Source organism: Comamonas sp. MYb69 (assembly GCF_037479315.1).
In the GTDB taxonomy this organism is placed as follows: Bacteria; Pseudomonadota; Gammaproteobacteria; order Burkholderiales; family Burkholderiaceae_C; genus Comamonas.
The window spans coordinates 75,466-100,008 of sequence record NZ_JBBGZG010000011.1; the positions used below are offsets into that span (position 1 = coordinate 75,466).

The 24,543-nt window shown below is 64.8% G+C and carries 21 protein-coding genes; 15 read left to right on the forward strand and 6 right to left on the reverse strand.

Annotated elements, in window-relative coordinates:
• Window position 1 precedes the first annotated feature (1 nt).
• The 13 genes from WH303_RS15910 to WH303_RS15970 all read left to right on the forward strand — a co-directional run bounded on the left by WH303_RS15910 (window position 2) and on the right by WH303_RS15970 (window position 14,957).
• A complete protein-coding gene (locus tag WH303_RS15910; RefSeq protein WP_339519837.1) occupies window positions 2-1,417 on the forward strand; it encodes a UDP-N-acetylmuramoyl-tripeptide--D-alanyl-D-alanine ligase in 1,416 nt (471 codons plus the stop codon).
• A complete protein-coding gene (mraY, locus tag WH303_RS15915; RefSeq protein ID WP_339519706.1) occupies window positions 1,411-2,589 on the forward strand; it encodes a phospho-N-acetylmuramoyl-pentapeptide-transferase in 1,179 nt (392 codons plus the stop codon). The genes WH303_RS15910 and mraY overlap by 7 nt, the downstream gene beginning before the upstream one ends.
• Window positions 2,590-2,594: 5 nt before the next feature.
• Window positions 2,595-4,580 carry a UDP-N-acetylmuramoyl-L-alanine--D-glutamate ligase gene (gene murD / locus WH303_RS15920; RefSeq protein ID WP_445228295.1) on the forward strand — a complete coding sequence of 662 codons (1,986 nt, stop codon included), beginning with the start codon at window positions 2,595-2,597 and terminating at the stop codon, window positions 4,578-4,580.
• A complete protein-coding gene (ftsW, locus tag WH303_RS15925; protein ID WP_021026165.1) occupies window positions 4,577-5,845 on the forward strand; it encodes a putative lipid II flippase FtsW in 1,269 nt (422 codons plus the stop codon). Before murD ends, ftsW begins: the two co-directional genes overlap by 4 nt.
• Window positions 5,842-6,906 carry an undecaprenyldiphospho-muramoylpentapeptide beta-N-acetylglucosaminyltransferase gene (murG, locus tag WH303_RS15930; protein ID WP_339519707.1) on the forward strand — a complete coding sequence of 355 codons (1,065 nt, stop codon included), beginning with the start codon at window positions 5,842-5,844 and terminating at the stop codon, window positions 6,904-6,906. Before ftsW ends, murG begins: the two co-directional genes overlap by 4 nt.
• Window positions 6,903-8,336: a UDP-N-acetylmuramate--L-alanine ligase gene (murC, locus tag WH303_RS15935; protein ID WP_339519708.1), complete on the forward strand. Its 1,434-nt coding sequence runs from the start codon at window positions 6,903-6,905 to the stop codon at window positions 8,334-8,336. The genes murG and murC overlap by 4 nt, the downstream gene beginning before the upstream one ends.
• Entirely contained in the window at window positions 8,333-9,307 is a 975-nt protein-coding gene (locus tag WH303_RS15940) for a D-alanine--D-alanine ligase (protein WP_445228296.1), read from the forward strand. Before murC ends, WH303_RS15940 begins: the two co-directional genes overlap by 4 nt.
• A gap of 30 nt (window positions 9,308-9,337) precedes the next feature.
• Window positions 9,338-10,123 carry a cell division protein FtsQ/DivIB gene (locus WH303_RS15945; protein WP_232539438.1) on the forward strand — a complete coding sequence of 262 codons (786 nt, stop codon included), beginning with the start codon at window positions 9,338-9,340 and terminating at the stop codon, window positions 10,121-10,123.
• A 59-nt stretch (window positions 10,124-10,182) separates the two neighbouring features.
• Complete coding sequence (ftsA, locus tag WH303_RS15950; protein WP_021026170.1) at window positions 10,183-11,412, forward strand: cell division protein FtsA; 1,230 nt, start codon at window positions 10,183-10,185, stop codon at window positions 11,410-11,412.
• Between the two features lie 165 nt (window positions 11,413-11,577).
• Window positions 11,578-12,825 (forward strand): cell division protein FtsZ, encoded by a 1,248-nt coding sequence (ftsZ, locus tag WH303_RS15955; protein WP_339519711.1) that lies wholly within the window; start codon window positions 11,578-11,580, stop codon window positions 12,823-12,825.
• Between the two features lie 277 nt (window positions 12,826-13,102).
• On the forward strand, window positions 13,103-14,026 hold the full coding sequence (lpxC, locus tag WH303_RS15960) for a UDP-3-O-acyl-N-acetylglucosamine deacetylase (protein WP_021026172.1): 924 nt from the start codon (window positions 13,103-13,105) through the stop codon (window positions 14,024-14,026).
• 13 nt (window positions 14,027-14,039) lie between these two features.
• Window positions 14,040-14,216, forward strand: a complete 177-nt coding sequence (locus WH303_RS15965) for a hypothetical protein (protein WP_021026173.1) — start codon at window positions 14,040-14,042, stop codon at window positions 14,214-14,216.
• Between the two features lie 255 nt (window positions 14,217-14,471).
• A complete protein-coding gene (locus WH303_RS15970; protein ID WP_339519714.1) occupies window positions 14,472-14,957 on the forward strand; it encodes an RcnB family protein in 486 nt (161 codons plus the stop codon).
• 254 nt (window positions 14,958-15,211) lie between these two features.
• On the opposite strand, the gene ruvC is transcribed toward WH303_RS15970, so the two are convergent.
• The 6 genes from ruvC to WH303_RS16000 form a co-directional block, all read right to left on the reverse strand.
• Window positions 15,212-15,760, reverse strand: coding sequence for a crossover junction endodeoxyribonuclease RuvC (gene ruvC, locus WH303_RS15975; protein ID WP_182343568.1), 549 nt, complete (start codon window positions 15,758-15,760; stop codon window positions 15,212-15,214).
• Window positions 15,761-15,793: 33 nt separating this feature from the next.
• Window positions 15,794-16,582 (reverse strand): transglycosylase domain-containing protein, encoded by a 789-nt coding sequence (locus tag WH303_RS15980; RefSeq protein WP_339519716.1) that lies wholly within the window; start codon window positions 16,580-16,582, stop codon window positions 15,794-15,796.
• Window positions 16,583-16,638: 56 nt separating this feature from the next.
• Window positions 16,639-17,484 (reverse strand): shikimate dehydrogenase, encoded by an 846-nt coding sequence (aroE, locus tag WH303_RS15985; RefSeq protein ID WP_339519717.1) that lies wholly within the window; start codon window positions 17,482-17,484, stop codon window positions 16,639-16,641.
• Between the two features lie 134 nt (window positions 17,485-17,618).
• Complete coding sequence (locus tag WH303_RS15990; RefSeq protein WP_339519719.1) at window positions 17,619-18,491, reverse strand: energy transducer TonB; 873 nt, start codon at window positions 18,489-18,491, stop codon at window positions 17,619-17,621.
• 9 nt (window positions 18,492-18,500) lie between these two features.
• The gene (locus WH303_RS15995) at window positions 18,501-20,567 is read right to left on the reverse strand and encodes a ribonuclease catalytic domain-containing protein (RefSeq protein ID WP_339519720.1); all 2,067 of its coding nucleotides are present in this window, start codon (window positions 20,565-20,567) and stop codon (window positions 18,501-18,503) included.
• A gap of 105 nt (window positions 20,568-20,672) precedes the next feature.
• Entirely contained in the window at window positions 20,673-21,263 is a 591-nt protein-coding gene (locus tag WH303_RS16000) for a YqiA/YcfP family alpha/beta fold hydrolase (RefSeq protein WP_339519721.1), read from the reverse strand.
• 151 nt (window positions 21,264-21,414) lie between these two features.
• Here WH303_RS16000 and rodA point away from each other — a divergent pair, with 151 nt between their 5' ends.
• Window positions 21,415-22,587, forward strand: coding sequence for a rod shape-determining protein RodA (gene rodA, locus WH303_RS16005; RefSeq protein WP_339519722.1), 1,173 nt, complete (start codon window positions 21,415-21,417; stop codon window positions 22,585-22,587).
• A gap of 139 nt (window positions 22,588-22,726) precedes the next feature.
• Window positions 22,727-24,217: a metalloprotease TldD gene (tldD, locus tag WH303_RS16010; RefSeq protein WP_312987321.1), complete on the forward strand. Its 1,491-nt coding sequence runs from the start codon at window positions 22,727-22,729 to the stop codon at window positions 24,215-24,217.
• Window positions 24,218-24,543 lie beyond the last annotated feature (326 nt).

Below are 24,543 nucleotides of genomic sequence, written 5' to 3' on the forward strand. Positions count from 1 at the left end.
CATGATGACCCTGCAGCAGGCGCTGGGCTTCATTGAGCCCCTTGTCCCCCAGGCCCGGCTGGTGGGGGATGGTGCTGTGCCGCTGCTGCGCGTCCACTCGGACTCGCGCAGCCTGCAGGCGGGCGATTTGTTTGTGGCGCTCAAGGGTGAGCGCTTTGATGCCAACCAGTTTCTGGCCCAGGCCCAGGCGGCAGGTGCAGCGGCCGCGCTGTGCCATGCCGACCCGGCCGAGGCTGGCCTGCCCGGCATTGTGGTGCCCGATACCCTGGCGGCGCTGGGCGCACTGGCCACGGGCTGGCGTGCGCAGTTCCCGCTGCCGCTGATTGCGGTGACGGGCAGCAATGGCAAGACCACGGTGACCCAGATGCTGGCCTCGATCCTGCGCGCCCATGCGGGTGATGCGGCCTGGGCCACGCGTGGCAACCTGAACAACGAGATCGGCGTGCCGTTGACCCTGCTGGGCCTGACGGCTGCGCACCGCGCTGCCGTGGTCGAGCTGGGTATGAACCACCCTGGCGAAATCGCCGTGCTCGCCGCGATGGCGCAGCCCCAGGTGGCCCTGGTCAACAACGCGCAGCGCGAGCACCAGGAGTTCATGCACACGGTGGAAGCCGTGGCCCGCGAAAACGGCAGCGTGCTCGCCGCGCTGCCGGCCGATGGCGTGGCGGTGTTCCCTGCTGGCGATACCTACACCCCCTTGTGGCAAGCACTGGCTGCCGGCCGGGCGACCTGCCTGTTCGGCGAACAGGCCGATGGTGCCCAGGCCTATGCCAGCGATGTGCGGTGGCAAGAGGGTGCCTGGCATTTGCAGCTGCACCTGCCCGGTGGCGCTGCGCCCGTGGTGCTGCAGATTGCTGGCCGCCACAACGTGCGCAATGCCTTGGCCGCCGCTGCTTGCGCCCATGCCGCCGGTGTGCCGCTGGCTGCGATTGCCCAGGGCCTGTCGGCGTTCGAGCCGGTCAAGGGCCGTTCGCGCGCGCTGGCCCTGCCCATCGCCGGCCGCAGCCTGACGGTGGTCGATGACAGCTACAACGCCAACCCGGATTCGGTGCAAGCCGCGATCGAGGTGCTGGCCGAGCTGCCTGCGGCCCAGCTCTTGGTGCTGGGTGATATGGGCGAGGTGGGTGACCAAGGGCCCCAGTTCCATGCCGAGGCCGGTGCGCTGGCCAGGCAGCATGGCATCGCCCAGTTGTTTACTTTGGGTGCCCAAAGCCAGTCGGCCGCCGAGGCCTTTGGTGCGGGTGCTCAGCATTTCGAGAGCATGCCTGCCTTGCAGGATGCGGTGTGCAAGTTGATGCCTCAGTTGGGCAGTGTGTTGGTCAAAGGTTCGCGGTTCATGAAGATGGAGCAAGTGGTGCAGGCGATGCAGTCGTGCGCAGACAAGGGCCTGAACGCCCATGAGGAGGCCGCATGCTGATTGTGCTCGCCAGCTGGTTGCAAAGCCTCTCGCCCGAGTTCGGCTTTTTGCGCATCTTCCAGTACCTGACCTTCCGCGCGGTGATGGCGGCGATGACGGCGCTGGTGATCGGCTTGGTGGCTGGCCCCAAGGTCATCCGCACCTTGTCGGCGCTGAAGATCGGCCAGCCCATCCGGGGCTATGCGATGCAAAGCCATTTGAGCAAGAGCGGCACCCCCACGATGGGCGGCGTGCTGATCCTGCTGGCGATCACCATCTCGACCGTGCTGTGGTTTGACCTGTCCAACCGCTTTGTCTGGATCGTGCTGATCGTCACCTGGGGCTTTGGTGCCATTGGCTGGGTCGATGACTGGCGCAAGGTGGTCAACAAGGACCCCGAAGGCATGCGCTCGCGCGAAAAGTATTTCTGGCAGTCGGTGCTGGGCCTGGCCTCCGCGCTGGCCCTGGTGTTCTGCATCTCGGAAAACACCAATGCCGAGGTCTGGAGCCTGTTCGTCAACTGGGTGCAGTCGGGCTTCTCGCTGGATCTGCCGCCCAACGCTGGCCTGATGGTGCCCTTCTTCAAGCAGGTGAACTACCCGCTGGGCGTGCTGGGCTTTGTGATCATGACCTACCTGGTCATCGTGGGCGCGAGCAATGCAGTCAACCTGACCGATGGTCTGGATGGCCTGGCCATCATGCCGGTGGTGATGGTCGGCTCGGCCCTGGGCGTGTTCGCCTATGTGACCGGCAGCGTCAATTTCTCGCGCTACCTGCTGTTCCCGCACATTGGCGGCACCGGTGAGCTGCTGGTGTTCTGCTGCGCAATGACCGGCGCGGGCCTGGCCTTCCTGTGGTTCAACACCCACCCGGCCCAGGTCTTCATGGGCGATGTGGGCGCGCTGGCGCTGGGCGGCGCGCTGGGCACGATCGCGGTGATCGTTCGGCAAGAGATCGTGCTGGCCATCATGGGCGGCATCTTTGTGGCCGAGGCCGTGTCGGTGATGATGCAGGTGGTCTGGTTCAAGTACACCAAGAAGCGCTATGGCGAAGGCCGGCGCCTGTTGAAGATGGCCCCCTTGCACCACCATTTTGAAAAGAGCGGCTGGCGTGAAACCCAGGTCGTTGTGCGTTTCTGGATCATCACGATGCTGCTGTGTCTGATCGGTCTGTCTACCTTGAAGCTGCGGTGAGCACCATGTCAACCGAGCACCTCCACCCCCTTGACCCTTTGGCAGAAGCCGCAGCTGCGCCCCTGGCGCCAGCGGTAGTGCCGGTGGCTGCGGCTGAGCTGGCGCAGCCTGCCGCGTTGCAGCCTGAGGTGGCAGCGCCTGGCGCCGATGCGCAAGTGCTGGCACAGCCCTTGGCTGAAGATGAAGCCCCCGTGGACGCGGCTGCGGACGAAGCAGCCGTTGTGGCTACCGATGCTGCGGATGCTGAAGTGCCCCCCGTTGCCGACGCCTCGGCAGTGGACATGGCCCCGGTGCCCGATGTGTCGACCCTGACGGCCGCCAAGGATGCGGCGGCCTTTGTCGCGCAGATCTTTGCCGATCCTGGCGTGTCGGACGCTGCCAGCAGCGAGGTGACCGCGGTGGATGTACAGCCCCAGGAGGCCGAGGTGGTCTATGCCCCGGTGCCGGCCCAGTGGCCGCAGGGGCAAGAGCATCCGCTGCAAGGCCAGCAGGTGCTGGTGCTGGGTTTGGGTATCTCGGGCCTGGCGATGGCGCGCTGGTGTGTGCGTTGCGGCGCCCAGGTGACGGTTGCGGATACGCGCGATGCGCCATCCCATTTGGCGCAGCTGCGCAGCGAGCTGCCGGAGGTGCGTTTTGTCGCCGGTGTGTTGTCCGCTGCGCTGGTCGATGGCCAGCCGGTGCGTGTGGTCTACCGCTCGCCCGGACTGAGCCCCGAAACCGTAGCCCCCGTCGTTGATGCGGCGCGCGCCATTGGCTTGCCGGTCAGCGGCGAGCTGGATCTTTTCAGCCTGGCCCTGCAGTCGCTGGCCCAGGCCCATGGCTATGCGCCCAAGGTGCTGGCGATCACGGGCACGAATGGCAAGACCACGGTCACGTCGCTCACGGGGCAATTGCTCGCGCATGCCGGCATGACCACGGCCGTGGCCGGCAATATCGGCCCCAGCCTGCTCGATACGCTGTCGCAGCACATCGATGCCCAGAGCCTGCCCCAGGCCTGGGTGCTGGAGCTGTCGAGCTTCCAGCTCGAAGATGCGCATGCCTTCAACCCGACGGCAGCGACCGTGCTCAATATCAGCCAGGACCACCTGGACTGGCATGGCAGCATGGAGGCCTATGCAGGCGCCAAGGCCAAGATTTTTGGCAGCGATGCGCTGATGGTGCTCAACCGCGACGACCCGGCCGTGATGGCCATGCTGCCGCCGCCCGTGCGCGTCAAGCTGCAGCGCCCCCAGCTGCGCCCCCACATCAGCTTTGGTCTGGATCTGCCCACGCAAGTGGGTGACTATGGCCTGGACGTGGTCAACGGCATGGCCTGGCTGGTGCGTGCGCAGGACGATGGCAACAGCGCCAGCAACAAGCGCAACCAGACAGCCGCAGACGATGTGTTCCTGCAGCGGCTGATGCCCGCCGATGCGCTGCGCATCCGGGGCCGCCACAACGCGATGAATGCGCTGGCCGCGCTGGCGCTGGGCCATGCGGCAGGTGCCGGTTTCGCCCCAATGCTGTTTGGCCTGCGCGAGTACCGGGGCGAGCGCCACCGGGTCGAGCCCATCGGCATCGTCAGCGATGTGGAATATTTTGACGACAGCAAGGGCACCAATGTGGGCGCCACAGTGGCCGCGCTGATGGGCCTGGGTGCCGAGCGCCGCATCGTGCTGATCCTGGGCGGTGAGGGCAAGGGCCAGGACTTCTCGCCGCTGGCAGCGCCCGTGCTGCGCTATGCGCGCGCCGTGGTGCTGATCGGCCGCGATGCGCCGCTGATCGAAGCCGCACTGGCCGACACCGGTGTGCCGATGTTGCACGCAGCCAGCATGGACGATGCCGTGCTGCTGGCCAGCCAGAAGGCGGTCGCAGGCGACGCGGTGCTGATGTCGCCGGCCTGCGCCAGCTTTGACATGTTCCAAAACTACGGCCACCGCGCCGAAGTCTTCTGCCAGGCCGTTGCGGCGCTGGCCGAAGAGCGCGGTACCAGCCTGGAGGTGCAGCCATGAGCGCCGATACCGGACTGCGCAGCAGGTTCTCGGGCTGGTTCAAGCCGGCCGGGGAAAAGCCTGTGGATATCCTGCCGGTGCGCGTGGGTGGCAATGAGTACCGCCAGACGCCATCGAACACCACCAATATCTTTGGTGCCGACCAGGTGCTCATCTGGCTGGTGGTGGCCATTCTGTCCTGGGGCATCGTCATGGTGTTCTCGGCCTCGATCGCGATGCCGGACAACCCGCGCTTCGGCAAGATCGCGCATTACTACTTCTTCCAGCGCCACCTGATGAGTGTGGGGCTGGGCTTTGTGGCGGCGGTGCTCACCTTCCAGATCCCGATGAAGGTCTGGGAGCACTGGGCGCCCTGGCTGTTCATTGCCTCGATCCTGCTGCTGATTGCGGTGCTGATCCCGCATGTGGGCACGGTGGTCAACGGCGCGCGCCGCTGGCTGTCGCTGGGCATCATGAACTTCCAGCCCTCCGAGTTGGCCAAGATCGCGGTCATCATGTATGCCGCCGATTACATGGTGCGCAAGATGGAGGTCAAGGAGCGCTTCTTCCGCGCCGTGCTGCCGATGGGGCTGGCCGTGGGTATCGTCGGCGCGCTGCTGCTGGCCGAGCCCGACATGGGCGCCTTCATGGTGATCGCCGTGATCGCCATGGGTATCCTGTTCCTGGGCGGCGTCAATGCCCGCATGTTCTTCCTGATCGCGCTGGTGCTGGTGGCCGCCTTTGCGCTGATCGTGATGACCTCCGAATGGCGGCGCGAACGGATTTTTGCCTACCTCGATCCCTGGAGCGAAAAGCATGCGCTGGGCAAGGGCTACCAGCTCTCGCATTCGCTGATTGCGATTGGCCGGGGCGAGATCTTTGGCGTGGGCCTGGGTGGCAGCGTCGAGAAGCTGCACTGGCTGCCCGAGGCGCACACCGACTTCTTGCTGGCGGTGATCGGCGAGGAGCTGGGCCTGGTGGGCATCATTGCGCTCTTGGGTCTGTTCTTCTTCATGATCCGCCGCATTGTCGAGATCGGCCGCCAGGCGATCCGCATGGACCGCATCTTCTCCGGCCTGGTGGCGCAGGGCATTGCGATCTGGCTGGGCTTTCAGACCTTCATCAATGCCGGTGTGAACCTGGGCGCCTTGCCCACCAAGGGCCTGACCCTGCCGCTGATGAGTTTCGGCGGCTCGGCGATCTTGATGAACCTGGTGGCGATTGCCATCGTGCTGCGCATCGATTGCGAAAACAAGGCCATGGGTGCCGGGGGGGCGCGATCATGAGCGGCAAGACGGCACTGATCATGGCGGGCGGCACCGGCGGCCATATTTTCCCCGGCCTGGCCGTGGCCCAGGAGCTGCGCAGCCGTGGCTGGACCGTGCACTGGCTGGGCGCGCCCGACAGCATGGAAGAGCGCCTGGTACCCCCCCAGGGCTTTGCGCTGGAGCGGGTGGCGTTCTCGGGCGTGCGTGGCAAGGGGCTCATGTCCCTGGTCGGCCTGCCGCTGCGCTTGTTGAAGGCCTTGCAGCAGGCGCGTGCCGTGCTGCGCAAGGTCCGCCCCGATGTGGTTGTGGGCATGGGCGGCTACATCACCGTGCCCGGCGGCCTGGCGGCCAAGCTGGCCGGTGTGCCCATCGTGCTGCATGAGCAGAACTCGGTGCCGGGCATGGCCAACAAGCTGCTGGCCCGCATGGCCCAGCGCGTGTTCAGCGCCTTCCCCCATGCGATTGACGGCGGCCAGTGGGTGGGCAATCCGCTGCGCGCCGAGTTCCTGCAGCAGCCAGAACCTGCTGAGCGCTTTGCTGGCCGCAGTGGTCCGCTGCAGCTGCTGGTGGTGGGCGGCAGCCTGGGCGCCAAGGCCTTGAACGAGGTGGTCCCTAAGGCGCTGGCGCGGATGGCACCCGAGACCCGCCCGGTGGTCACGCACCAAAGCGGCGCCAAGCAGATCGATGCACTGCAGGCCAATTACGCAGCCGCTGGTGTGCAAGCCAGCCTCACCCCCTTTATCGACGATGCGGCCAAGGCCTATGCGGATGCCGATGTCATTGTCTGCCGCGCAGGCGCCAGCACGGTGACCGAGCTGGCCGCCGTGGGCGCTGCGGCGGTGTTTGTGCCGTTTCCAGCGGCGGTGGATGACCACCAGACGGCCAATGCGCGCTTTCTGGTGGATGCCGGCGCCGGCTGGTTGGTGCAACAAAGCGTTTTGACCCCGGAAAACCTGGCTCAGATGCTAGAGAATATGCAGCGGACGGGCCTGGTGGACATGGCCCAAAAGGCAAAGAAAATGCAGAAATTGGAAGCCGCCCAAGCAGTGGCGGATGCCTGCGTGGAGGTGGCACGATGAAACACGCCATCCAACGCATTCATTTTGTAGGTATCGGCGGTGCCGGCATGAGCGGCATTGCCGAAGTGCTGCACAACCTGGGCTATATGGTCTCGGGCTCGGACCTGTCGGACAGCAGCACCATGGCGCATCTGCGCGATGCCGGTATCACCACCTTTGTGGGCCATGATGCGGCGCATATCGCCCAGGCCCAGGCGGTGGTGACATCGACGGCGGTGCAGGCCGACAACCCCGAAGTGGTGGCCGCCCGGGCCATGGGCATTCCGGTGGTGCCGCGCGCGCTGATGCTCGCTGAGCTGATGCGCCTGCGCAAGGGCATCGCCATTGCCGGCACCCATGGCAAGACGACCACCACCAGCCTGGTGACCAGCGTGCTGGCCGAGGCCGGCCTGGACCCGACCTTTGTCATTGGCGGCAAGCTCAACAGCGCCGGCGCCAATGCACGCCTGGGCAGTGGTGAGTACATCGTGGTCGAGGCGGACGAATCCGATGCCTCGTTCCTGAACCTGCTGCCGGTGATGGCGGTGGTCACGAACATCGATGCCGACCACATGGACACCTATGGCCATGACTTTGGCCGGCTCAAGACGGCCTTTGTCGATTTTTTGAACCGCATGCCCTTTTATGGCAATGCGGTGGTCTGCATCGACAGCCCGGCCGTTGGCGACATCATCGAGCGCGTGGCCTGCAAGGTCACGACCTACGGCCTGGGCGAGAACGCCCAGATCCGCGCTGTGAACCTGCAGGCCGACAACGGCCAGATGCGCTTTACCGTGCAGCGCCGCCTGGCCCAGCCCTTGCCCGATCTGGAGGTGGTGCTGAACCTGCCTGGCGAGCACAACGTGCTCAATGCGCTGGCCGTGGTCGGTGTGGCGGCTGCCATCGGCATCGATGACGCAGCGCTGCAGCGGGCGCTGCAAGGCTTCAAGGGCGTGGGGCGCCGTTTTCAGCGTTATGGCCAGGCCCAGCTGCCCAACGGCGGCGAGTTGACGGTTATTGACGATTACGGACATCACCCTGTCGAAATGGCTGCCACCATTGCGGCCGCGCGCGGCGCGTTTCCAGGCCGCCGGCTGGTGCTGGCCTTCCAGCCGCACCGCTATACCCGCACGCGGGATTGCTTTGAAGACTTTGTCCAGGTGCTGGGCGGCGCCGATGCGGTGCTGCTGGCCGAGGTGTATGCCGCTGGTGAGACGCCCATCGTGGCGGCCGACAGCCGTGCGCTGGCCCGCGCGGTGCGTGTGGCTGGCAAGGTGGAGCCGGTGTTTGTCGAGCAGATCAGCAGCCTGCCCCAGCAGATTCTGGACCAGGCGCAGGACGGCGACGTGCTGCTGTGCATGGGCGCGGGATCGATTGGTGCGGTGGCTGCCAAGGTGATGGCATTGGCGGGTGGGCAAGAGCGTGTAGCGCCGCAGGGGAGCGCGGTATGAGTGAAACCATGAACAATATTGATGTGAAGGCCTTGGGCAAGGTCGCGGTGCTGATGGGCGGGAGCTCGGCAGAGCGCGAGGTGTCGCTGATGTCCGGCAAGGGCGTGCTCGCTGCGCTGCAGTCCAAGGGGGTGGATGCGCATGCGTTTGACCCCTCGCAGCAGGACCTGGGCGAGCTGCGCAAGCAAGGCTTTGCGCGCTGCTTCATCGCGCTGCATGGCCGCCATGGCGAAGACGGCACGGTGCAAGGCGCGCTGGAGCTGCTGGGCATTCCCTACACCGGCCCGGGCGTGATGGCCTCGAGCATCGCGATGGACAAGATCATGACCAAGCGCATCTGGCGCTTTGAAGGCCTGTCCACCCCTGAGTGGCGCATGGCCGCCAGCGAGCAGGACACGCGCGATGCGCTGGCCGCACTGGGCGCGCCAATGATCGTCAAGCCTGCACGCGAGGGCTCGACCATTGGCCTGTCCAAGATCAGCAGCCCCGAAGAATGCGCCCAGGCCTATGCGCTGGCCTCCCGCTACGACCCCGAAGTGCTGTGCGAGCAGTTCATCGAGGGCATGGAAACGACGTGTGCCGTGCTGGGCCAGGGCAGCAGCGCCAAGGCGCTGCCGGTGATCAAGATCGTCGCGCCCGAAGGCAACTACGACTACCAGAACAAGTACTTCACCGACACCACCCAGTATTTCTGCCCCAGCGAGCTGCCTGGCGAGATGGAAGCGGCGATCCGCGACCTGGCGGAAAAGGCCTTCCGCACCCTGGGCTGCCGGGGCTGGTCGCGTGCCGATGTGATGGTGCGGGCTTCGGACCAGCAGCTCTTCCTGCTGGAGATCAATACCTCGCCGGGCATGACCAGCCATTCGCTGGTGCCGATGGCCGCCCGTGCCACCGGCATGAGCTATGAAGACCTGTGTTTGCACCTGCTGGCCAATGCATCGAGCGATGCGGCCCAGGGTGCGGAGCTCTAAGACAAGGAGATGAGATCCATGGAGCAGACCATGCCAGTCCCCTTCGACGTCAAGCTGATGAACATGCTGGCCACGGCATTGTTCCTCGGCTGCGGCGCGTTGCTGGTGCTGGCTGGGGTGCGCTGGGCCATCCACCATCCGGCGCTGAGCATTGCGCGAATCGTGGTGCAGGGCGAGCTCGAACACAACAGCGCCGTGTCGCTGCAGGCCAATGTGATGCCGTCGCTCAAGGGCAACTTCTTCACGATGGACCTCGATGAGACGCGCCGGATCTTCGAGCAGGCGCCCTGGGTGCGCCAGGCGCGCATCAAGCGCGAGTTCCCCAGCACCTTGGCGGTGACGATCACCGAGCAGGATGCCACGGCGATCTGGGGCGCGGAGGGCGAGTCCCGCCTGCTCAACAGCGAAGGCCAGATGTTTGAAGGCGACTCGGCCGACCCCGATCTGCTGCACCTGCCGCACCTGTCGGGCCCGGCTGGGCGCTCGCAAGAGGTGCTGGCCATGTTCCGCGCGCTCGCGCCCATCTACGCCAAGCTCGACAACGCGCTGGTGGCGCTGGCCGAGTCGAACAGCGGCAGCTGGAAGGCCACCTTGCAGTCGGGCGCAGTCATCGAGATGGGCCAGGGCCGGGAGGATGTCCTGAGCGAGCGGGTACGTAAATTTGTTGAATCTTTGCCTGAAGTCACCGGTACCTACAGACGCAGCGTGGCATCGCTGACGTCGGCGGATCTGCGCCATGCCGGGGGCTATGCGGTGCGCATGCAAGGGGTGACCACGGGCACCTCGGCAGCGGGCCGGGCGCCAGTCAAAAAATAAAACACAGAGATGCGAAACATGAACCATACCAATCACTTGATCAGCGAGGGCTACTGACTATGGCGCGAGATAGCAAAGACGTGGTCGTCGGCCTGGACATCGGCACCGCCAAGATCATGGTGGTCGTCGCCGAGGTGCTGGGCAATGGCGAGCTCAAGCTGGCAGGGCTGGGTGTGGCGCCCAGCAACGGGCTCAAGCGCGGTGTGGTGGTGAACATCGATGCGACGGTGCAGAGCATCCAGCAGGCGCTCAAGGAGGCCGAGCTGATGGCCGACCTGAACATCCAGCGCGTCTACACCGGCATCACCGGCAGCCATATCCGCGGCATCAACTCCAGCGGCATGGTGGCGGTCAAGGACAAGGAAGTCTCTGCCGCCGATGTGGCGCGCGTGCTGGACACTGCCAAGGCGATCAACATCCCGTCGGACCAGCGCCTGCTGCTGGTCGAGCCCCAGGAGTTTGCGATCGACGGCCAGGATGTGCGCGAGCCCATCGGCATGAGCGGTCTGCGCCTGGAGTCCAAGATCCATATCGTGACCGGGGCACAAAGCGCGGCCGAGAACATCATCAAATGCGTGCGCCGCTGCGGGCTGGAAGTCGAGCAGCTGCTGCTCAACCCGCTCGCCTCCAGCCAGGCGGTGCTGACCGATGACGAACGTGAGCTGGGCGTGTGCGTGGTCGATATCGGCGCGGGCACCACCGATGTGTCGATCTTCACCGGTGGCGCGATCCGCCACACGGCGGTGATCCCGATTGCTGGTGACCTGATCACCAGCGACATCGCGATGGCGCTGCGCACGCCGACCAAGGACGCCGAGGATATCAAGGTCGAGAGCGGCTGCGCCAAGCAGCTGCTGGCCGATCCGGACACGCAGGTCGATGTGCCCGGTCTGGGTGACCGGGGCCCGCGCCTGTTGAGCAAGCAAGCGCTGGCCGGCGTGATCGAGCCACGCGTCGAAGAAATTTTCTCGCTGGTGCAGCAAGTCATCCGCGAGTCTGGTTATGAGGAGGTGCTGTCGTCGGGCATTGTGCTGACGGGCGGCAGCGCGGTGATGCCGGGCATGGTGGAGCTGGGGGAAGACATCTTCCTCAAGCCCGTGCGACGCGGCATTCCCAAGTATTCCGGCACCCTGGCCGAGATGGTTGCGCAGCCCCGTGCTGCCACCGTCATGGGCCTGCTGGAAGAGGCCCGCATGGCCCGCATGCGTGGCTACAAGGTGGCCCAGAAGTCCGGTTCGGTGAAATCGGCATTTGGGCGTTTGAAGGACTTTATTGTGGGGAACTTTTAACCATGCATGACACCACTTGTTGGCTGGCGCAAAGCAGCCCTTCAAGGCTCAAAGGGTATGACCCTTGGAGACCTAAAGGGCCACCAGCAATCCATTGTTCATTAAAGAGTGAATTATTCGTAACCCATTTTTCTCATGTTGACGCGAGAGCGAGAGGAGCAGGCAATGACCATCGAAATGTATGAAGGCAACACATTCAACCAAGGCACCCAGATCAAGGTGATCGGCGTCGGTGGCGGTGGTGGCAATGCGGTCGAGCACATGATCGCCAACAGCGTGCAAGGTGTCGAATTCATTTCGGCCAACACCGATGCGCAAGCGCTGGAGCGTTGCCATGCCCACCGCGTGATCCAGCTGGGAGAGACCGGCCTGGGCGCGGGCAGCAAGCCTGAGAACGGCCGCGAGGCTGCCGAATCCGCGATCGAGGACATCCGCGCTGCGATCGTGGGCTCGCACATGCTGTTCATCACCGCCGGCATGGGCGGTGGTACCGGCACCGGCGCTGCCCCCGTGATCGCTCGCGTCGCCAAGGAAATGGGCATCCTGACCGTGGGCGTGGTGACCAAGCCCTTCGAATGGGAAGGCAAGCGCCGCATGTCGAATGCCGACGGCGGCTTGAGCGAGCTCGAAGCGAATGTCGACTCGCTGATCGTGGTGCTCAACGAGAAGCTGCTCGACGTGCTGGGCGACGACATCACCCAGGACCAGGCCTTCGCCCATGCCAACGATGTGCTGAAGAACGCCGTGGGCGGCATCTCCGAGATCATCAACGACCACGGCTACATCAACGTCGACTTTGCCGACGTGAAGACCGTGATGAGCGAGCCCGGCAAGGCGATGATGGGTACGGCAACGGCCAGCGGCCCGGACCGTGCACGCATCGCTGCGGAACAAGCCGTCGCTTGCCCGCTGCTGGAAGGCATCGATCTGTCGGGCGCCAAGGGCATCCTGGTGCTGGTCACCGCGACCAAGGGCAGCCTCAAGCTGGCCGAATCGCGCCAGGCCATGAGCACCATCAATGCCTACGCCTCGCCAGAGTCGCATGTCATCTTCGGCGCGGCTTACGACGAAACCCTGGGCGACGAGATCCGCGTGACCGTGCTGGCCACCGGCCTGTCCCGTCCCGTGGCCAAGCGCCAGCCCATCTCGGTGATCCAGGGCAGTGCAGGTCTGCGTACCGGTACCGACGACATCGCCTACACGCCCCAGTCGGTCAACAGCACCGTCTCGGGTCTGGGTGTGCAAAATGCGGTGCCCATGGGCAATGCCTTTGCCAACGACTTTGCCGACAAGAAGACCCCCTCGGTCTGGCGCACCGGCCGCAATGCGGCTTCGGCTCGCGTCGATGCGATGTCTTCGAGCGGCATGGAAGACCTGGAGATCCCCGCCTTCCTGCGCAAGCAGGCGGACTGATCGCCTTGCGGGGCTTTCGTTGAAGCCAGTCCAGCCTCTGGGATGGACCGGACTTTGAAGACAACGCGCTGAAACCTTTCGGGGGTTCAGCGCGTTGTTATTAGAGGGCTGCGTGGTTGTTCGTTGTCCCGTCCGCTGTCCGTGCAAGCACGGGGGTAGCGGCTTTGTGCACAGATTGGCCGGCAAGGCAAGTGTTTGTCCTACAAGGCTTGCACTATCTGGGTGATTGGCATTTTTGCGCGTCCCAAGCGGGCGTACGGCGTAAAATCAACGAGTTATGCTCCAGCAACGAACCATCAAGTCTTTAACCCGTGCCGTGGGCGTGGGCCTGCACAGCGGCCAGCGGGTCGAGCTCACCTTGCGCCCTGCACAACCCAATACGGGCATTGTGTTTCGCCGGGTGGACCTGCCCGAGCCGGTCGATATCCCCGTCAACGCCGAAGCGGTGGTGGACACCCGCATGGCCTCGACCCTGGGCAAGGGTGATGTGCGCATCCATACGGTGGAGCATGTGATGTCGGCCTGCGCGGGCCTGGGCATCGACAACCTCTATATCGACGTGACAGCCGAGGAAATCCCGATTCTCGACGGATCGTCGGCCTCCTTTGTGTTTTTGCTGCAGAGCGCCGGCATTGAGCTGCAAAACGCGCCCAAGCGCTTTTTGCGCCTGACCAAGCCGGTCGAAATCCGCCAGGGCGAGGGCGCTGCGCAAAAGTGGGCGCGCCTGGACCCCTACCATGGCTACAAGCTGCGTTTCGAGATCGACTTCTCGCACCCGGCGGTGGATTCCACCGGCCAGACCTATGAGTTCGACCTGGGCATCGGCAACTACAGCCGCGATATCGCCCGCGCCCGCACCTTTGGCTTCACCAAGGATGTGGAAATGCTGCGCTCCAACGGCCTGGCATTGGGTGGTGGTCTGGACAACGCCATCGTCATGGACGACTACAAGGTGCTCAACAGCGACGGCTTGCGCTATGACGACGAGTTCGTCAAACACAAGATCCTCGATGCCATCGGTGACCTCTACATCGTGGGCTATCCCTTGCTGGCCGCCTACAGCGCGTTCCGCTCGGGCCATGGCCTCAACAACCTGCTGCTGCGCGAGCTGATGCAGCGCCAGGATGCCTGGGATATCGTCACCTTTGACCATGTGCGCGAAGCCCCGCAGGGCTTTGCACAGTCGGCCCTCGCCTGGTAAGGCCGCGCCCGGGATGCTGCTGTTCCGCTGGATCTTCATGCTGCTGGTGCTGATGGCGGCCCTCAGCTTTTGCTTTTACCTGGGCACCGGCCAGCGCCGCTACCGCCAGTGGTCCCTGCTGCTGGTCAAATGGACCGTGGTCGCGGGCCTGGCCTTCTTTGCGGTGCTCTTTGTCGGCCGCATGGTCTGAGCCAGACTGGCCTTAGGCAGGCCGCGCGACAGGTAAAGTGCGGTAAACCCAGGCTTGCCCCGGGCGGGCCAACACCGGCCCCAGCCCTCTGCCCACGCGGTTTTTCCGCCTCCTTCCCAACTTTACAAATGACACATACCGGTGCGCAGCACCGGCCTTGGGTAAACGATGGCGCGCCGACAGGCGTTAAATCTGCATGGGGGCATGCTTGCCGCTCGCACCAGCAACTGCTGGTTCATCAGAAAGGATTCCGTCATGAACAAGCACCGAAGCCGTTTTATCCGTCTGGCCGGCATGGGCAGCCTGGCCCTGGCATTGGCCGGCGCCCTGGCTTTTAGCGCGCCTGCACAGGCCCAGCCCGATGGACGCCATGGTGACCGCCATTACCAGCGCGATGACCGGCGCGACCATGCCGACCACCGCCGCTGGGAGCGTGAACGCGAGCGGGACCGCCGCTACCGCGAGCAGCAGCGCCGTGACTACCGCCATGACCACCGTCCACCTCCCCGTGTCGTGGTCGTGCCAGACCGGGGCCGTGGCATCGGCCCGCGCAATGACTGGTACCGGGGCGGCTATGTGCCCGCACCCTACCGTGGCTACAGCTATGTGGTGGGCGACTGGCGCGGCCACCGCCTCAGCGCCCCACCCCGGGGCTACCAGTGGATCCAGTATGGCGGTGACTACCTGCTTATCGCCATTGGCACCGGCCTGATCGCCAATATTGTCATCAATGGTTATTGAGCCGCCGCGAAGTCGCGATAATTGAGGGTTTGCATGGTGCCCACAACGAACCTTTGTGTGGCGCCACGCTCCAAAGCTTACTTTGGTGGTTGCACCTTATGCCGAGCGCTGCTTCACGGAGCGCACGGATCCACGCATAAGGAGCCTGTAGCCGGCCAGACCTGTGCACGCTAGCGATGCACAGGTTTTTTTTTGCCTGCGCGCTGCGGGCGGGGTGGTTCACCAGGCCGCAGAGGCACCCGGTGGGTGCTTGCCTAGTAGCTGCGCCCGGCCTTGTACATTGCGTGCTGGCGGCGTTGCAAGGGGCTGGCCTCGGCCATGCGCGCCATCGCCAGGCCCGCATGGGCATGGGTGATCGCCAGGCCCAGCGCATCGGCTGCATCGGTGCCGGGCAGGCCAGGCAGCTGCAGCAGGCGGCGCACCATCTCCTGGATCTGGTTCTTGGCAGCGCGCCCATGGCCGACCACGGCTTTTTTCATCTGCAGCGCGGTGTACTCGGCAACCGGCAGGTTCTGCGACACCAGCGCCGTCAGCGCGCAGCCCCGGGCCTGGCCCAGCAGCAGGGTGGACTGGGGGTTGACGTTGACGAACACGATTTCCACCGAGGCCATGTCGGGCTGGTAGCGCTGGCTGACTTCGCAGATACCGTCAAAGATCATCTTCAAGCGGCCGGGCAGGTCGCCCAGGTTCAGCGTGGTGGTGCGGATGGTGCCGCTGGCCACATAGGACAGGCGCTGGCCATCGACGTCGATGACGCCAAAGCCGGTGGTCTGCAAGCCAGGGTCGATGCCAAGGATTCTCATGCGTCTCAAATGGGGTGGGGGCGCAGGCGCCTGTCAGGGAAGCTCAGCATAGCGCATGCGGGCCGCGATGGTGGCGCTGCGGCGGTTCAGGTAGGCGGAGTTGGGGTTCTTGTCGGCACCCTTGGGGTTGGGGAGCATGACGGCCAGGCGCGCCGCTTCATAGGCGCTCAGCTGGGCGGCGGGTTTGCCAAAGTAGCGCTGGGCGGCGGCCTCGGCGCCAAACACGCCGTCTCCCCATTCGGCATGGTTGAGGTACAGCTCCAGAATGCGCTGCTTGCTCAGCAGGAACTCCAGGGTGTAGGTCAGCAGCAGCTCCTGGCCTTTGCGCAGCAGGCTGCGCTCCGACGACAGCAGCAGGTTCTTGGCCAGCTGCTGGGTGATGGTGGAGCCACCCATGATCCTGGCCGGCGGGCCGGCTTGCACCGCGCTGGGGTCAAAGGCCTCACCCCGCCGCTCGGCCTGGGCCTGGGCGCGGGCCAGGGCCTTTTCCCGGCGCTGCTCGGCGCGCTCGATGGCCTTGGCATTGCGCGCGCGGGCCTTTTCAATCGCATCCCAGAGCACGCCATCGTGGTTGACAAAGTCGTCGTCCTCGGAGGCGATCACCGCGCGCTGCAGGTTGACCGATATCTGCGACAAGGGCTGCCATTGCTGGCGCCAGTGCAAGCGCCCGTCCTGGCGCAGCTGGCGCCATGCTTCGCTGCGCTCAAAGGCGGTGGAGGCCGGGTCCACGCGGGCCATCATCGCAATGCGGGCGACAAAGAACAGCTGCAGCGCGATGCCCAGCAGCAGTGCCCAGCCGATCCAGCGCACAATCGCTTTCATCGGCGGGTCCTGCGGGCTAAGGCGGGGAGAAGGCTGGGGACCATCGGCGCCTGCGCTCAGTGGGCGGCCAGTTCGCTGCGCAGCTGCGCCAGCACCGGCTGGGAGGGGGGGCGCACGCCGCGCCACAGCGCAAAGGCCTCGGCCGCTTGCTCGACCAGCATGCCCAGGCCATCGCGGCCCTGGGCGCCATGCTGCGCGGCCCACTGCAAAAAGGGCTGGGCGGCGGGGCCGTACATCATGTCGTAGGCCAGTGCGCCGGGGCGCAGCAGCGCGCCGGGCACCGGGATGGCCGCGCCTTGCAGGCTGCTGGCGGTGGCGTTGATCACCACATCGAAGGGGCCTTCGAGTGTGCCCGCTTCCAGCGCCAGCAACTGGGTGGCCGAGCCCTGGGCCAGGTCGGCATGCTGGTCCACCAGATCCTGGGCCTTGGCATGGGTGCGGTTGCAGACCACGAGCAGCGCCGGTGCCTGGGCCATGAGCGGTGCCAGCGCGCCGGCAGCGGCGCCGCCGGCACCCAGCAGCAGCACGCGCTGGCCGGCGAGCGCCACCCCCGCATTGCGCACGATATCGGCCACCAGGCCCAGGCCATCGGTGTTGTCGGCGTGGATGCGGCCATCGGCGCCCACCACCAGGGTGTTGGCCGCGCCCGCACGCAGCACGCGCTCGCTGCGGCTGTCGGCCAGGCGCGCGGCGTCGAGCTTGAAGGGAACGGTCACATTCATGCCCCGGGTGCCGGCCTGAACCAGCTGGCGCAGGGCCGCATCAAAACCGTCCAGCGCCACCAGCTCGGCCTCATAGACCAGCGCCTGGTCGGTCAGCTGCGCAAACAGCGTGTGGATGCGGGGTGAGCGGCTGTGGGCAATCGGGTTGCCCATCACGCAATAGCGGTCTGGAAGGGGCATGGTCGTAAGGGCCTGGGCCGTAGCGGCTGCGCGGTGAAGGCGCTGGCCGCGCATGGCAGAAAAAAGGGCATGCGCTGGGCATCCGGTGGCGGCGCAAGGGGGCCCGCCAGCATGGCGCTCAAGCGCCTGCCACTTTACTGCAAATTGGCCGTTTCCAATGTCTGCTCGCGGGTGAAGCGGAATTTGGAGACGACGGCAATCTGGTCGGCCTTGGCGCGCAGCGCCGGGCCAAAGTGGCCAAAGGGGCCGCTGCTGACGGCAATGGCCTCGGCCCGGCGGTCGAGCTGCTGGTTGCCCGAGCTTTTGTAGACCTCGGTGCCCAGCACCCGGCCGTCGTGGTTGACGGTCATGATCATCACCAGCTCGCCATAGAGCTTGCGGCCACCGGCTTCGGGGAAGTTGCTGGTGCCCCGGTCCTCGACCTTGCGGCGCAGCTGGTCGTAGTAGATGGCGAACACCTCTTCGCGCGTGGCGGGGCTGATGTAGCGCTTCTTGGGGCGGGCGTTTTCTTCGTGGATGCGCTTTTCGATCTCGGCGAGCATCTTGAGCAGCTGCTGGTGCTTTTCTTCCTGCTCGACTTCCGCCTGCGAGGCGCTGGCCTTGCGCGTATCGGGCGGCTGGTACTGGGCCAGCTGGTTGCGCAGGTCGGCCAAGAGCTGCATCTGCTGGGTCTGCATGGCATCGAGCTGGCGCTGGCGCTCTTCAAAGTCATCACCCATGTTGGTGATGGCCGAGTAGGGCATGGGGCTGGTGGCGCGCTCCTGGCTGTTGGCCGATTCGCCGCCGCCGGCCAGGTTGGCCTGGGCGACGGCCTGGGCCTTGTCAGGCGGGGCGTCGTTGGACTTGGCGTTGACCAGAATCACTTCGAGCGGGGTGTCCTCGAACACCCGGTCAAAGGCCTGGGGGTCGACAAAGCGGATGCTCAAGATGGCGGCGTGCACCAGCACGGACACGGCCAGCGCCAGTTGCAGCGTGGACAGCGATCGAAGAAATTGGAAAAACTTCACGGTTCCGGGTTAATCGGTTTTTGTGGTCGCCGCGTCCTCACCGTCGCCCATGTCCACCGCGATTGCGATGGGCCCAGCCACAGCCTCCTCCTCATCTTCCGGCGACTCTGTCTCGGCCTGGTTGGCCTGTTCGTCGTCCAGTCTCTCCAGCACGGTTCCGGTCACATCCAGCGTGATCTCGTCGATCTCGCCGAGCTTGACCCGGACCTGGGCACCACGCGGCAAACTCTGCGCGCCCAGCACCGGAAACACCAATGGTAGTTCATCTGCACGCACCAGCATGCTGCCTGCCGGGCCTTCCTTCATAACTGTTGCAGTGAGGTCACTGATGCTGTTCTGCGCCAGGTACTTCAAGGTCCAGTAGCGCTCCATGCCGGCCTGGTAGCCGTTGTAGGCGCTGTAGGCGGCATCAAAGCCGCTGATGATGGAGAACAGTTCCGCATCCTTGGGCTTGAATGGGGCGACCAGCGCGGCGGTGGCGCCATGGCGCGCGCAGGCGATGATCTGCCACTGGTTGACCAGGTCGGTGTAGCGGCGCAGTGGCGACGTGGCCCAGACATAGCTTTTGACGCCGATGCCGGCATGCGGCAAGGCCTTGGTGGACATGCGCACCTTGATGCCGGGTGCCAGGCTGGCCTGGCTGCGGTAGATGCCGGGCACGCCATAGTCGGCCAGCAGCTGGCCCCAGCTGCTGTTGGCGACGATGGCCGCCTCGGCCACGATCAGATCGAGCGGCGCGCCGCGCTTGCGCACGGAGATCTGCACCGTCTCGCTGCCGTTGGGCACCTGGCCGCCATTGCCTTGCAGGCGGAAGTTGTAGTCCGGGCGGTTGAAGTTCTCGGGCTTGCCGCGCACCACTTCGCGGCCGGCCTTGAGGTGGCGCGAGAGGCGGTAGAGAAAGCTCAGCTCGTCGCGCTTGTCCAGCAGCGGCTGGGGCGTGTCCTCGACCTGCAGCGCCGGGTCGGTCAGCCAGGCTTCGGTGGCGATGTGGTCGAGCTTGTCGTAGCGGAAGTTGCTAACCACCGGTACGCGCTCCAGGCGCGTTTCCTTGTTCAGCACCTCCAGCGTTGCTTCGTCGTAGGTGACGTAGAGCGAGACGGCCGGGTTGGCGCGGCCCTCATCCAGGGTGTAGATCTGCACCACTTCATCGGGCAGCATCGTGACCTTGTAGCCCGGCATGTAGACCGTGGAGTAGCGGCTGCGGCCCAGATGGTCAAGCGCCGAGCCGGGCTCGATCGCGAGACCAGGTGCTGCAATGTGCACGCCGACGATCACCTGGCCGGTGCCCAGGCCTTGTACCGACAGCGCATCGTCGATCTCGGTCGTGGCCGAATCGTCGATGGAGTAGGCCTCCACCGTGGCCAGCGGCAGATCGGCAGGCGGCAGCGGTGCGGTGACGGCCGGGAAGCCCGTGCCCTTGGGGAAGTTGTCAAACAAAAAGCGCTGCCAGTGGAACTGGTAGGACGAGTCGATGGCGCCGGCCTGTTGCAGCAGCGCCAGCGGCGCGAGCTGCGCCTTGCGGCTGGCTTCGACCACGGCCTTGTACTCAGGCGCGTTCTTGTCCGGGCGAAATAAGATCTTGTAGAGCTGCTGCTGCACGGGCGCAGGGCACTGACCGTTGACGAGTTCGGCCGCCCAGCCGTCGATCTGGGCCTGGATCTGGGCCTTTTTCTCGATGGCGGCCAGCGCTTGCTGCACGATCTCGGCCGGCGCCTTCTTGAAGCGGCCCTTGCCGGCGCGGCGGAAGTAGTGCGGTGCTTCAAACAAGGTGAAGAGCGCGGCCACCTGTTCGGTGATCGAGGCGTTCTCCGAGAAGTAGTCGCGCGCCAGGTCGGCAAAGCCAAACTCCTGCTCGGGCGCAAACTCCCAGGCCAGCTGGGGGTCGATGTCCGCCGACAGGGTTTGCGCCTGTGCGATCAGCTCCGCAGGCGTGGGCTTGTCAAATTTGAGAAGCAGGTTCGCTGCTTTGACCTTGACCCGTTTTCCGGAGTCCAATTCAATTTGGGCGGAGCTTTCAGCTTCGGAGAGGATACGGCCGGCCAAAAATTTGCCAGCGTCGTCAAACAGTGCATACATAGCCGGGCATTTTCCCATGCTGGATGGTGCCGGGGCGCGCTCGCAGGGTTTTTTGCGTGGGGGCTCTGGCCGGCCCACGGCGGGCAGGCCTGCCAGCGCTGGTTTTTACCAGCCCAGAAACTTGTCGATCTGCGGCAGATAGCTCTCGAAGTTGGACAGCGCATGGTCGCTGCCCTCGTCCAGCAGCAGCTGGGCGGCGGGGTAGCGCGCGACCATGTCCTGCCAGTGCAGCACCTCGTCGCCCATGGCGGCAATCAGCAGCTGGGCCGCGGCAGGGGGCTGACCGTTGACGTTCAGTGCCTGCAGCTCGTCCAGGTATTCCGGGCGGAAGAAGAAGGATTCCTCCGGGTTGTGCCAGGCCGTTTGCTCGCCCAGGTGCTGCGCCAAGGTGACCCAGGGCGTTGTCGAGGGGTTGATCATCACGCTCTTGCAGCGCAGCTGCTGGGCCACCCAGCTGGCATAAAAGCCGCCCAGCGAGGAGCCGACGACCGCCAGGCTGTCGGGCGGCAGGCCGGCCCAGCTGCGGGTGGTTTGGAGCAGCAGATCGGCCGCTTGCCGGGGCGAGGCGGGCAGCTGGGGGGCTGACCACACCACGTGCGGGTGGTTGTCTTCGATATGGCGCTGCAGGCGCTGGGCCTTGGCCGATTGGGGGGAGGAGCGAAAGCCGTGCAGGTAGAGCAAGTGGGTGGTCGTCATACACAAATGATAGCGCCCAGGCCACCACTGCTAAGGCCTTGACAACCTTAGTTGTTTTGTTGAATTGATTTGGTTCGGGTGACACAGGTAAAACCGGTCTTTACCGCTAGCGCTGGCGGCCGTTCTGTGCCAAGCAGAGATAATGGCGGCCATGTCCGAAGTTCTTGATAAACCGAATCTGTTCCAGCGTCTCATGCCGATGCTGCGCGGTTATGACTGGCCGCTGATCTTCATCATCGGCACCCTGGCCGCCATCGGACTGACGGCCATGTATTCCGCCGGTTTTGACCATGGCACCCGCTTTTCCGACCATGGCCGCAATATGCTGCTGGCGCTGGGCATCTTGCTGGTGGTGTCGCAGATCCCGCCGCACCGGCTGGCCAGCTTTGCGCTGCCGCTGTATGGCTTGGGCGTTGCCTTGCTGGTCGCCGTGGCGCTGTTTGGTATCACCAAGAAGGGCGCGCAGCGCTGGGTGAACCTGGGCATCGTCATCCAGCCCAGTGAGCTGCTGAAGATTGCGATGCCGCTGATGCTGGCCTGGTGGTTCCAGCGCCGCGAAGGGGCCTTGCGCCCGGCCGATTTTGTCGTCGCGTTTGCGATTCTCGTCATCCCAGTGGGCCTCATCATGAAGCAGCCCGACCTGGGCACGTCGCTGCTGGTGATGGCTGCGGGCCTTGCGGTAATCTATTTTGCCGGCCTGTCCTGGAAGCTGATCATCCCGCCGGTGCTGATTGGCGTCATCGGCCTGCTGCTGATCGCCATCTATGGCCACCACCTGTGCGAAGACGGTATGGACCTGGTGGTGCTGCATGAGTACCAGCGCCAGCGCGTCTGTACCTTGCTGGACCCCACCCGCGACCCGCTGGGCAAGGGCTTTCACATCATCCAGGGGATGATTGCCATCGGCTCGGGCGGTTTCATGGGCAAGGGCTTCATGGCCGGCACGCAGACCCATCTGGAGTTCATCCCTGAGCGCACCACCGACTTTATCTTTGCCGCGTTTTCTGAAGAGTTCGGCCTGGCCGGCAACCTGCTGCTGATCTTTTTCTTCCTGCTGCTGGTCTGGCGCGGCCTGGCCATTGCGATGCGCGCGCCCACCTTGTTTGGCCGCCTGATGGCCGGTGCGGTGGCGATGATCTTTTTTACCTATGCCTTCGTCAACATGGGCATGGTCAGCGGCATCCTGCCGGTGGTGGGTGTGCCCCTGCCCTTTGTCAGCTACGGGGGCACGGCCATGGTCACCCTGGGGCTGGCGCTGGGGATCTTGATGTCGGTCGCCCGATCGCAGCGCCAGCTGGCGCGGGAGCAGGCGCCGCGCCTCTAGCGGACAGGTGCAGGCCAGGCTTTGCCATTGAAAACACCCCCGCCAGCCGCAGATACGGGAGAGGTGGCAACTGGCCCGCTGGCCACCGCAAATCAACGCATGGGCCCACGGCCATTGCGCAAGCCCTAAAATCGCCTCTATGAATGCACCTTTTGACCTTGCTGTGGCCAAGCCGCTGGCGGCTTCTACCGAACAACGACTGGATATAGCGCGCAGCCTGCTGCTGACGCCTTTTGGTCTGGATGACAGCCATCTGGCGCGCGCGCTGGCGGACATTCGCGCCCACAAGGTGGACGATGCAGACCTGTACTTCCAGTACACCCGGGCCGAAGGCTGGAGCCTGGAAGAGGGCATCGTCAAGACGGGCTCCTTCTCGATCGACCAGGGCGTGGGCGTGCGCGCGGTGTCCGGCGAGAAGACGGCCTTTGCCTATTCGGACGACATCTCGCTGGCATCGCTGTTGGATGCCGCCCATACGGTGCGCAGCATTGGCGCGCAAAGCCAGTCGCGCCAGGTGCGCGTGCCTGCCAAGAAGATTGCGCTGAGCCGCTCGCTCTACCCCGATCTGGACCCGATCTCCACGCTCGACAGCACCGCCAAGGTGGCCTTGCTGGAAAAGGTCGAGAAACTGGCCCGTGCCAAGGACCCGCGCGTCAAGCAGGTGATGGCGGGCCTGGCCGCTGAGCACGATGTGGTCCTGGTCGCCCGTGCCGATGGCACCCTGGCTGCCGATGTGCGCCCGCTGGTGCGCCTGTCGGTCACGGTGATCGCCGAGAGCAAGAGCCGCCGCGAAGTGGGCTCGGCCGGCGGCGGTGGCCGCTTCGGTCTGGCCTATTTTGACGATGAGCTGGTGCAGCAGTATGTGGACGAGGCCGTCAAGGCGGCCCTGGTCAACCTGGAATCGCGTCCCGCGCCAGCCGGCGTGATGACCGTGGTTCTGGGCCCGGGCTGGCCCGGTGTGCTGCTGCATGAGGCGGTGGGCCATGGCCTCGAAGGTGACTTCAACCGCAAGGGCTCGAGCGCCTTCAGCGGCATGATCGGCCAGCGCGTGGCGGCCAAGGGCGTGACGGTGCTGGACGACGGCACGATCGCCGACCGCCGCGGATCGCTCAATGTGGACGACGAGGGCCAGCCGACCCAGCGCAATGTGCTGATCGAAGACGGCATCTTGAAGGGCTATATCCAGGATGCGATGAATGCGCGCCTGATGAAGGTCAAGCCCACCGGCAATGGCCGGCGCGAGAGCTATGCCCACATCCCCATGCCGCGCATGACCAACACCTACATGCTGGGGGGCGACAAGGATCCGCAGGAAATCATCGCCTCGATGCAAAAGGGCCTGTATGCGACCAACTTTGGCGGTGGCCAGGTCGACATCACCAGCGGCAAGTTTGTGTTCTCCGCCAGCGAAGCCTATTGGGTCGAGAACGGCAAGATCCAGTACCCCGTCAAGGGCGCCACCATCGTGGGCAGCGGCCCCGAGTGCCTCAAGCACGTCAGCATGATCGGCAACGACATGCGCCTGGACAGCGGCGTGGGCACCTGTGGCAAGGAGGGCCAGAGCGTGCCCGTGGGCGTGGGCCAGCCGACCATGCGTATCGATGGTTTGACGGTGGGCGGTACAGCCTGAGCGATCCAAATAGCCGCTGCGTAGGCGGGGGCTAACGCAAGAATCAACCAAACGCCTGCGCGGTTTCTGCCGCGCAGGCGTTTGTTTTTTGACATCTTTCTGCAGTGTGTCTTTCTCAGATGCGCAATAAAAATGCGTATATAAAAAAATTGACAAAGCAATGGTGTGATTTCAACTTTGAAATCTTATTTTTTGCAATTTTTGTGCGTTTTATACAGAATGATGGATTCCGCCGCCCGCAGATGTGGTACATTGAAAAACATGCAAGCACGTAGCGCTTTTACCTTTTACTTTTGGTTCTCTGTCCCAGGCGGACGAGAGGTCTA

Bases quoted from the DNA above. Each gene is read 5' to 3' on its own strand.
- WH303_RS15910 (WP_339519837.1), top strand. From the start codon at position 2: ATGATGACCCTGCAGCAGGCGCTGGGCTTCATTGAGCCCCTTGTCCCC.
- mraY (WP_339519706.1), top strand. From the start codon at position 1,411: ATGCTGATTGTGCTCGCCAGCTGGTTGCAAAGCCTCTCGCCCGAGTTC.
- murD (WP_445228295.1), top strand. From the start codon at position 2,595: ATGTCAACCGAGCACCTCCACCCCCTTGACCCTTTGGCAGAAGCCGCA.
- ftsW (WP_021026165.1), top strand. From the start codon at position 4,577: ATGAGCGCCGATACCGGACTGCGCAGCAGGTTCTCGGGCTGGTTCAAG.
- murG (WP_339519707.1), top strand. From the start codon at position 5,842: ATGAGCGGCAAGACGGCACTGATCATGGCGGGCGGCACCGGCGGCCAT.
- murC (WP_339519708.1), top strand. From the start codon at position 6,903: ATGAAACACGCCATCCAACGCATTCATTTTGTAGGTATCGGCGGTGCC.
- WH303_RS15940 (WP_445228296.1), top strand. From the start codon at position 8,333: ATGAGTGAAACCATGAACAATATTGATGTGAAGGCCTTGGGCAAGGTC.
- WH303_RS15945 (WP_232539438.1), top strand. From the start codon at position 9,338: ATGCCAGTCCCCTTCGACGTCAAGCTGATGAACATGCTGGCCACGGCA.
- ftsA (WP_021026170.1), top strand. From the start codon at position 10,183: ATGGCGCGAGATAGCAAAGACGTGGTCGTCGGCCTGGACATCGGCACC.
- ftsZ (WP_339519711.1), top strand. From the start codon at position 11,578: ATGACCATCGAAATGTATGAAGGCAACACATTCAACCAAGGCACCCAG.
- lpxC (WP_021026172.1), top strand. From the start codon at position 13,103: ATGCTCCAGCAACGAACCATCAAGTCTTTAACCCGTGCCGTGGGCGTG.
- WH303_RS15965 (WP_021026173.1), top strand. From the start codon at position 14,040: ATGCTGCTGTTCCGCTGGATCTTCATGCTGCTGGTGCTGATGGCGGCC.
- WH303_RS15970 (WP_339519714.1), top strand. From the start codon at position 14,472: ATGAACAAGCACCGAAGCCGTTTTATCCGTCTGGCCGGCATGGGCAGC.
- ruvC (WP_182343568.1), bottom strand. From the start codon at position 15,760: ATGAGAATCCTTGGCATCGACCCTGGCTTGCAGACCACCGGCTTTGGC.
- WH303_RS15980 (WP_339519716.1), bottom strand. From the start codon at position 16,582: ATGAAAGCGATTGTGCGCTGGATCGGCTGGGCACTGCTGCTGGGCATC.
- aroE (WP_339519717.1), bottom strand. From the start codon at position 17,484: ATGCCCCTTCCAGACCGCTATTGCGTGATGGGCAACCCGATTGCCCAC.
- WH303_RS15995 (WP_339519720.1), bottom strand. From the start codon at position 20,567: ATGTATGCACTGTTTGACGACGCTGGCAAATTTTTGGCCGGCCGTATC.
- WH303_RS16000 (WP_339519721.1), bottom strand. From the start codon at position 21,263: ATGACGACCACCCACTTGCTCTACCTGCACGGCTTTCGCTCCTCCCCC.
- rodA (WP_339519722.1), top strand. From the start codon at position 21,415: ATGTCCGAAGTTCTTGATAAACCGAATCTGTTCCAGCGTCTCATGCCG.
- tldD (WP_312987321.1), top strand. From the start codon at position 22,727: ATGAATGCACCTTTTGACCTTGCTGTGGCCAAGCCGCTGGCGGCTTCT.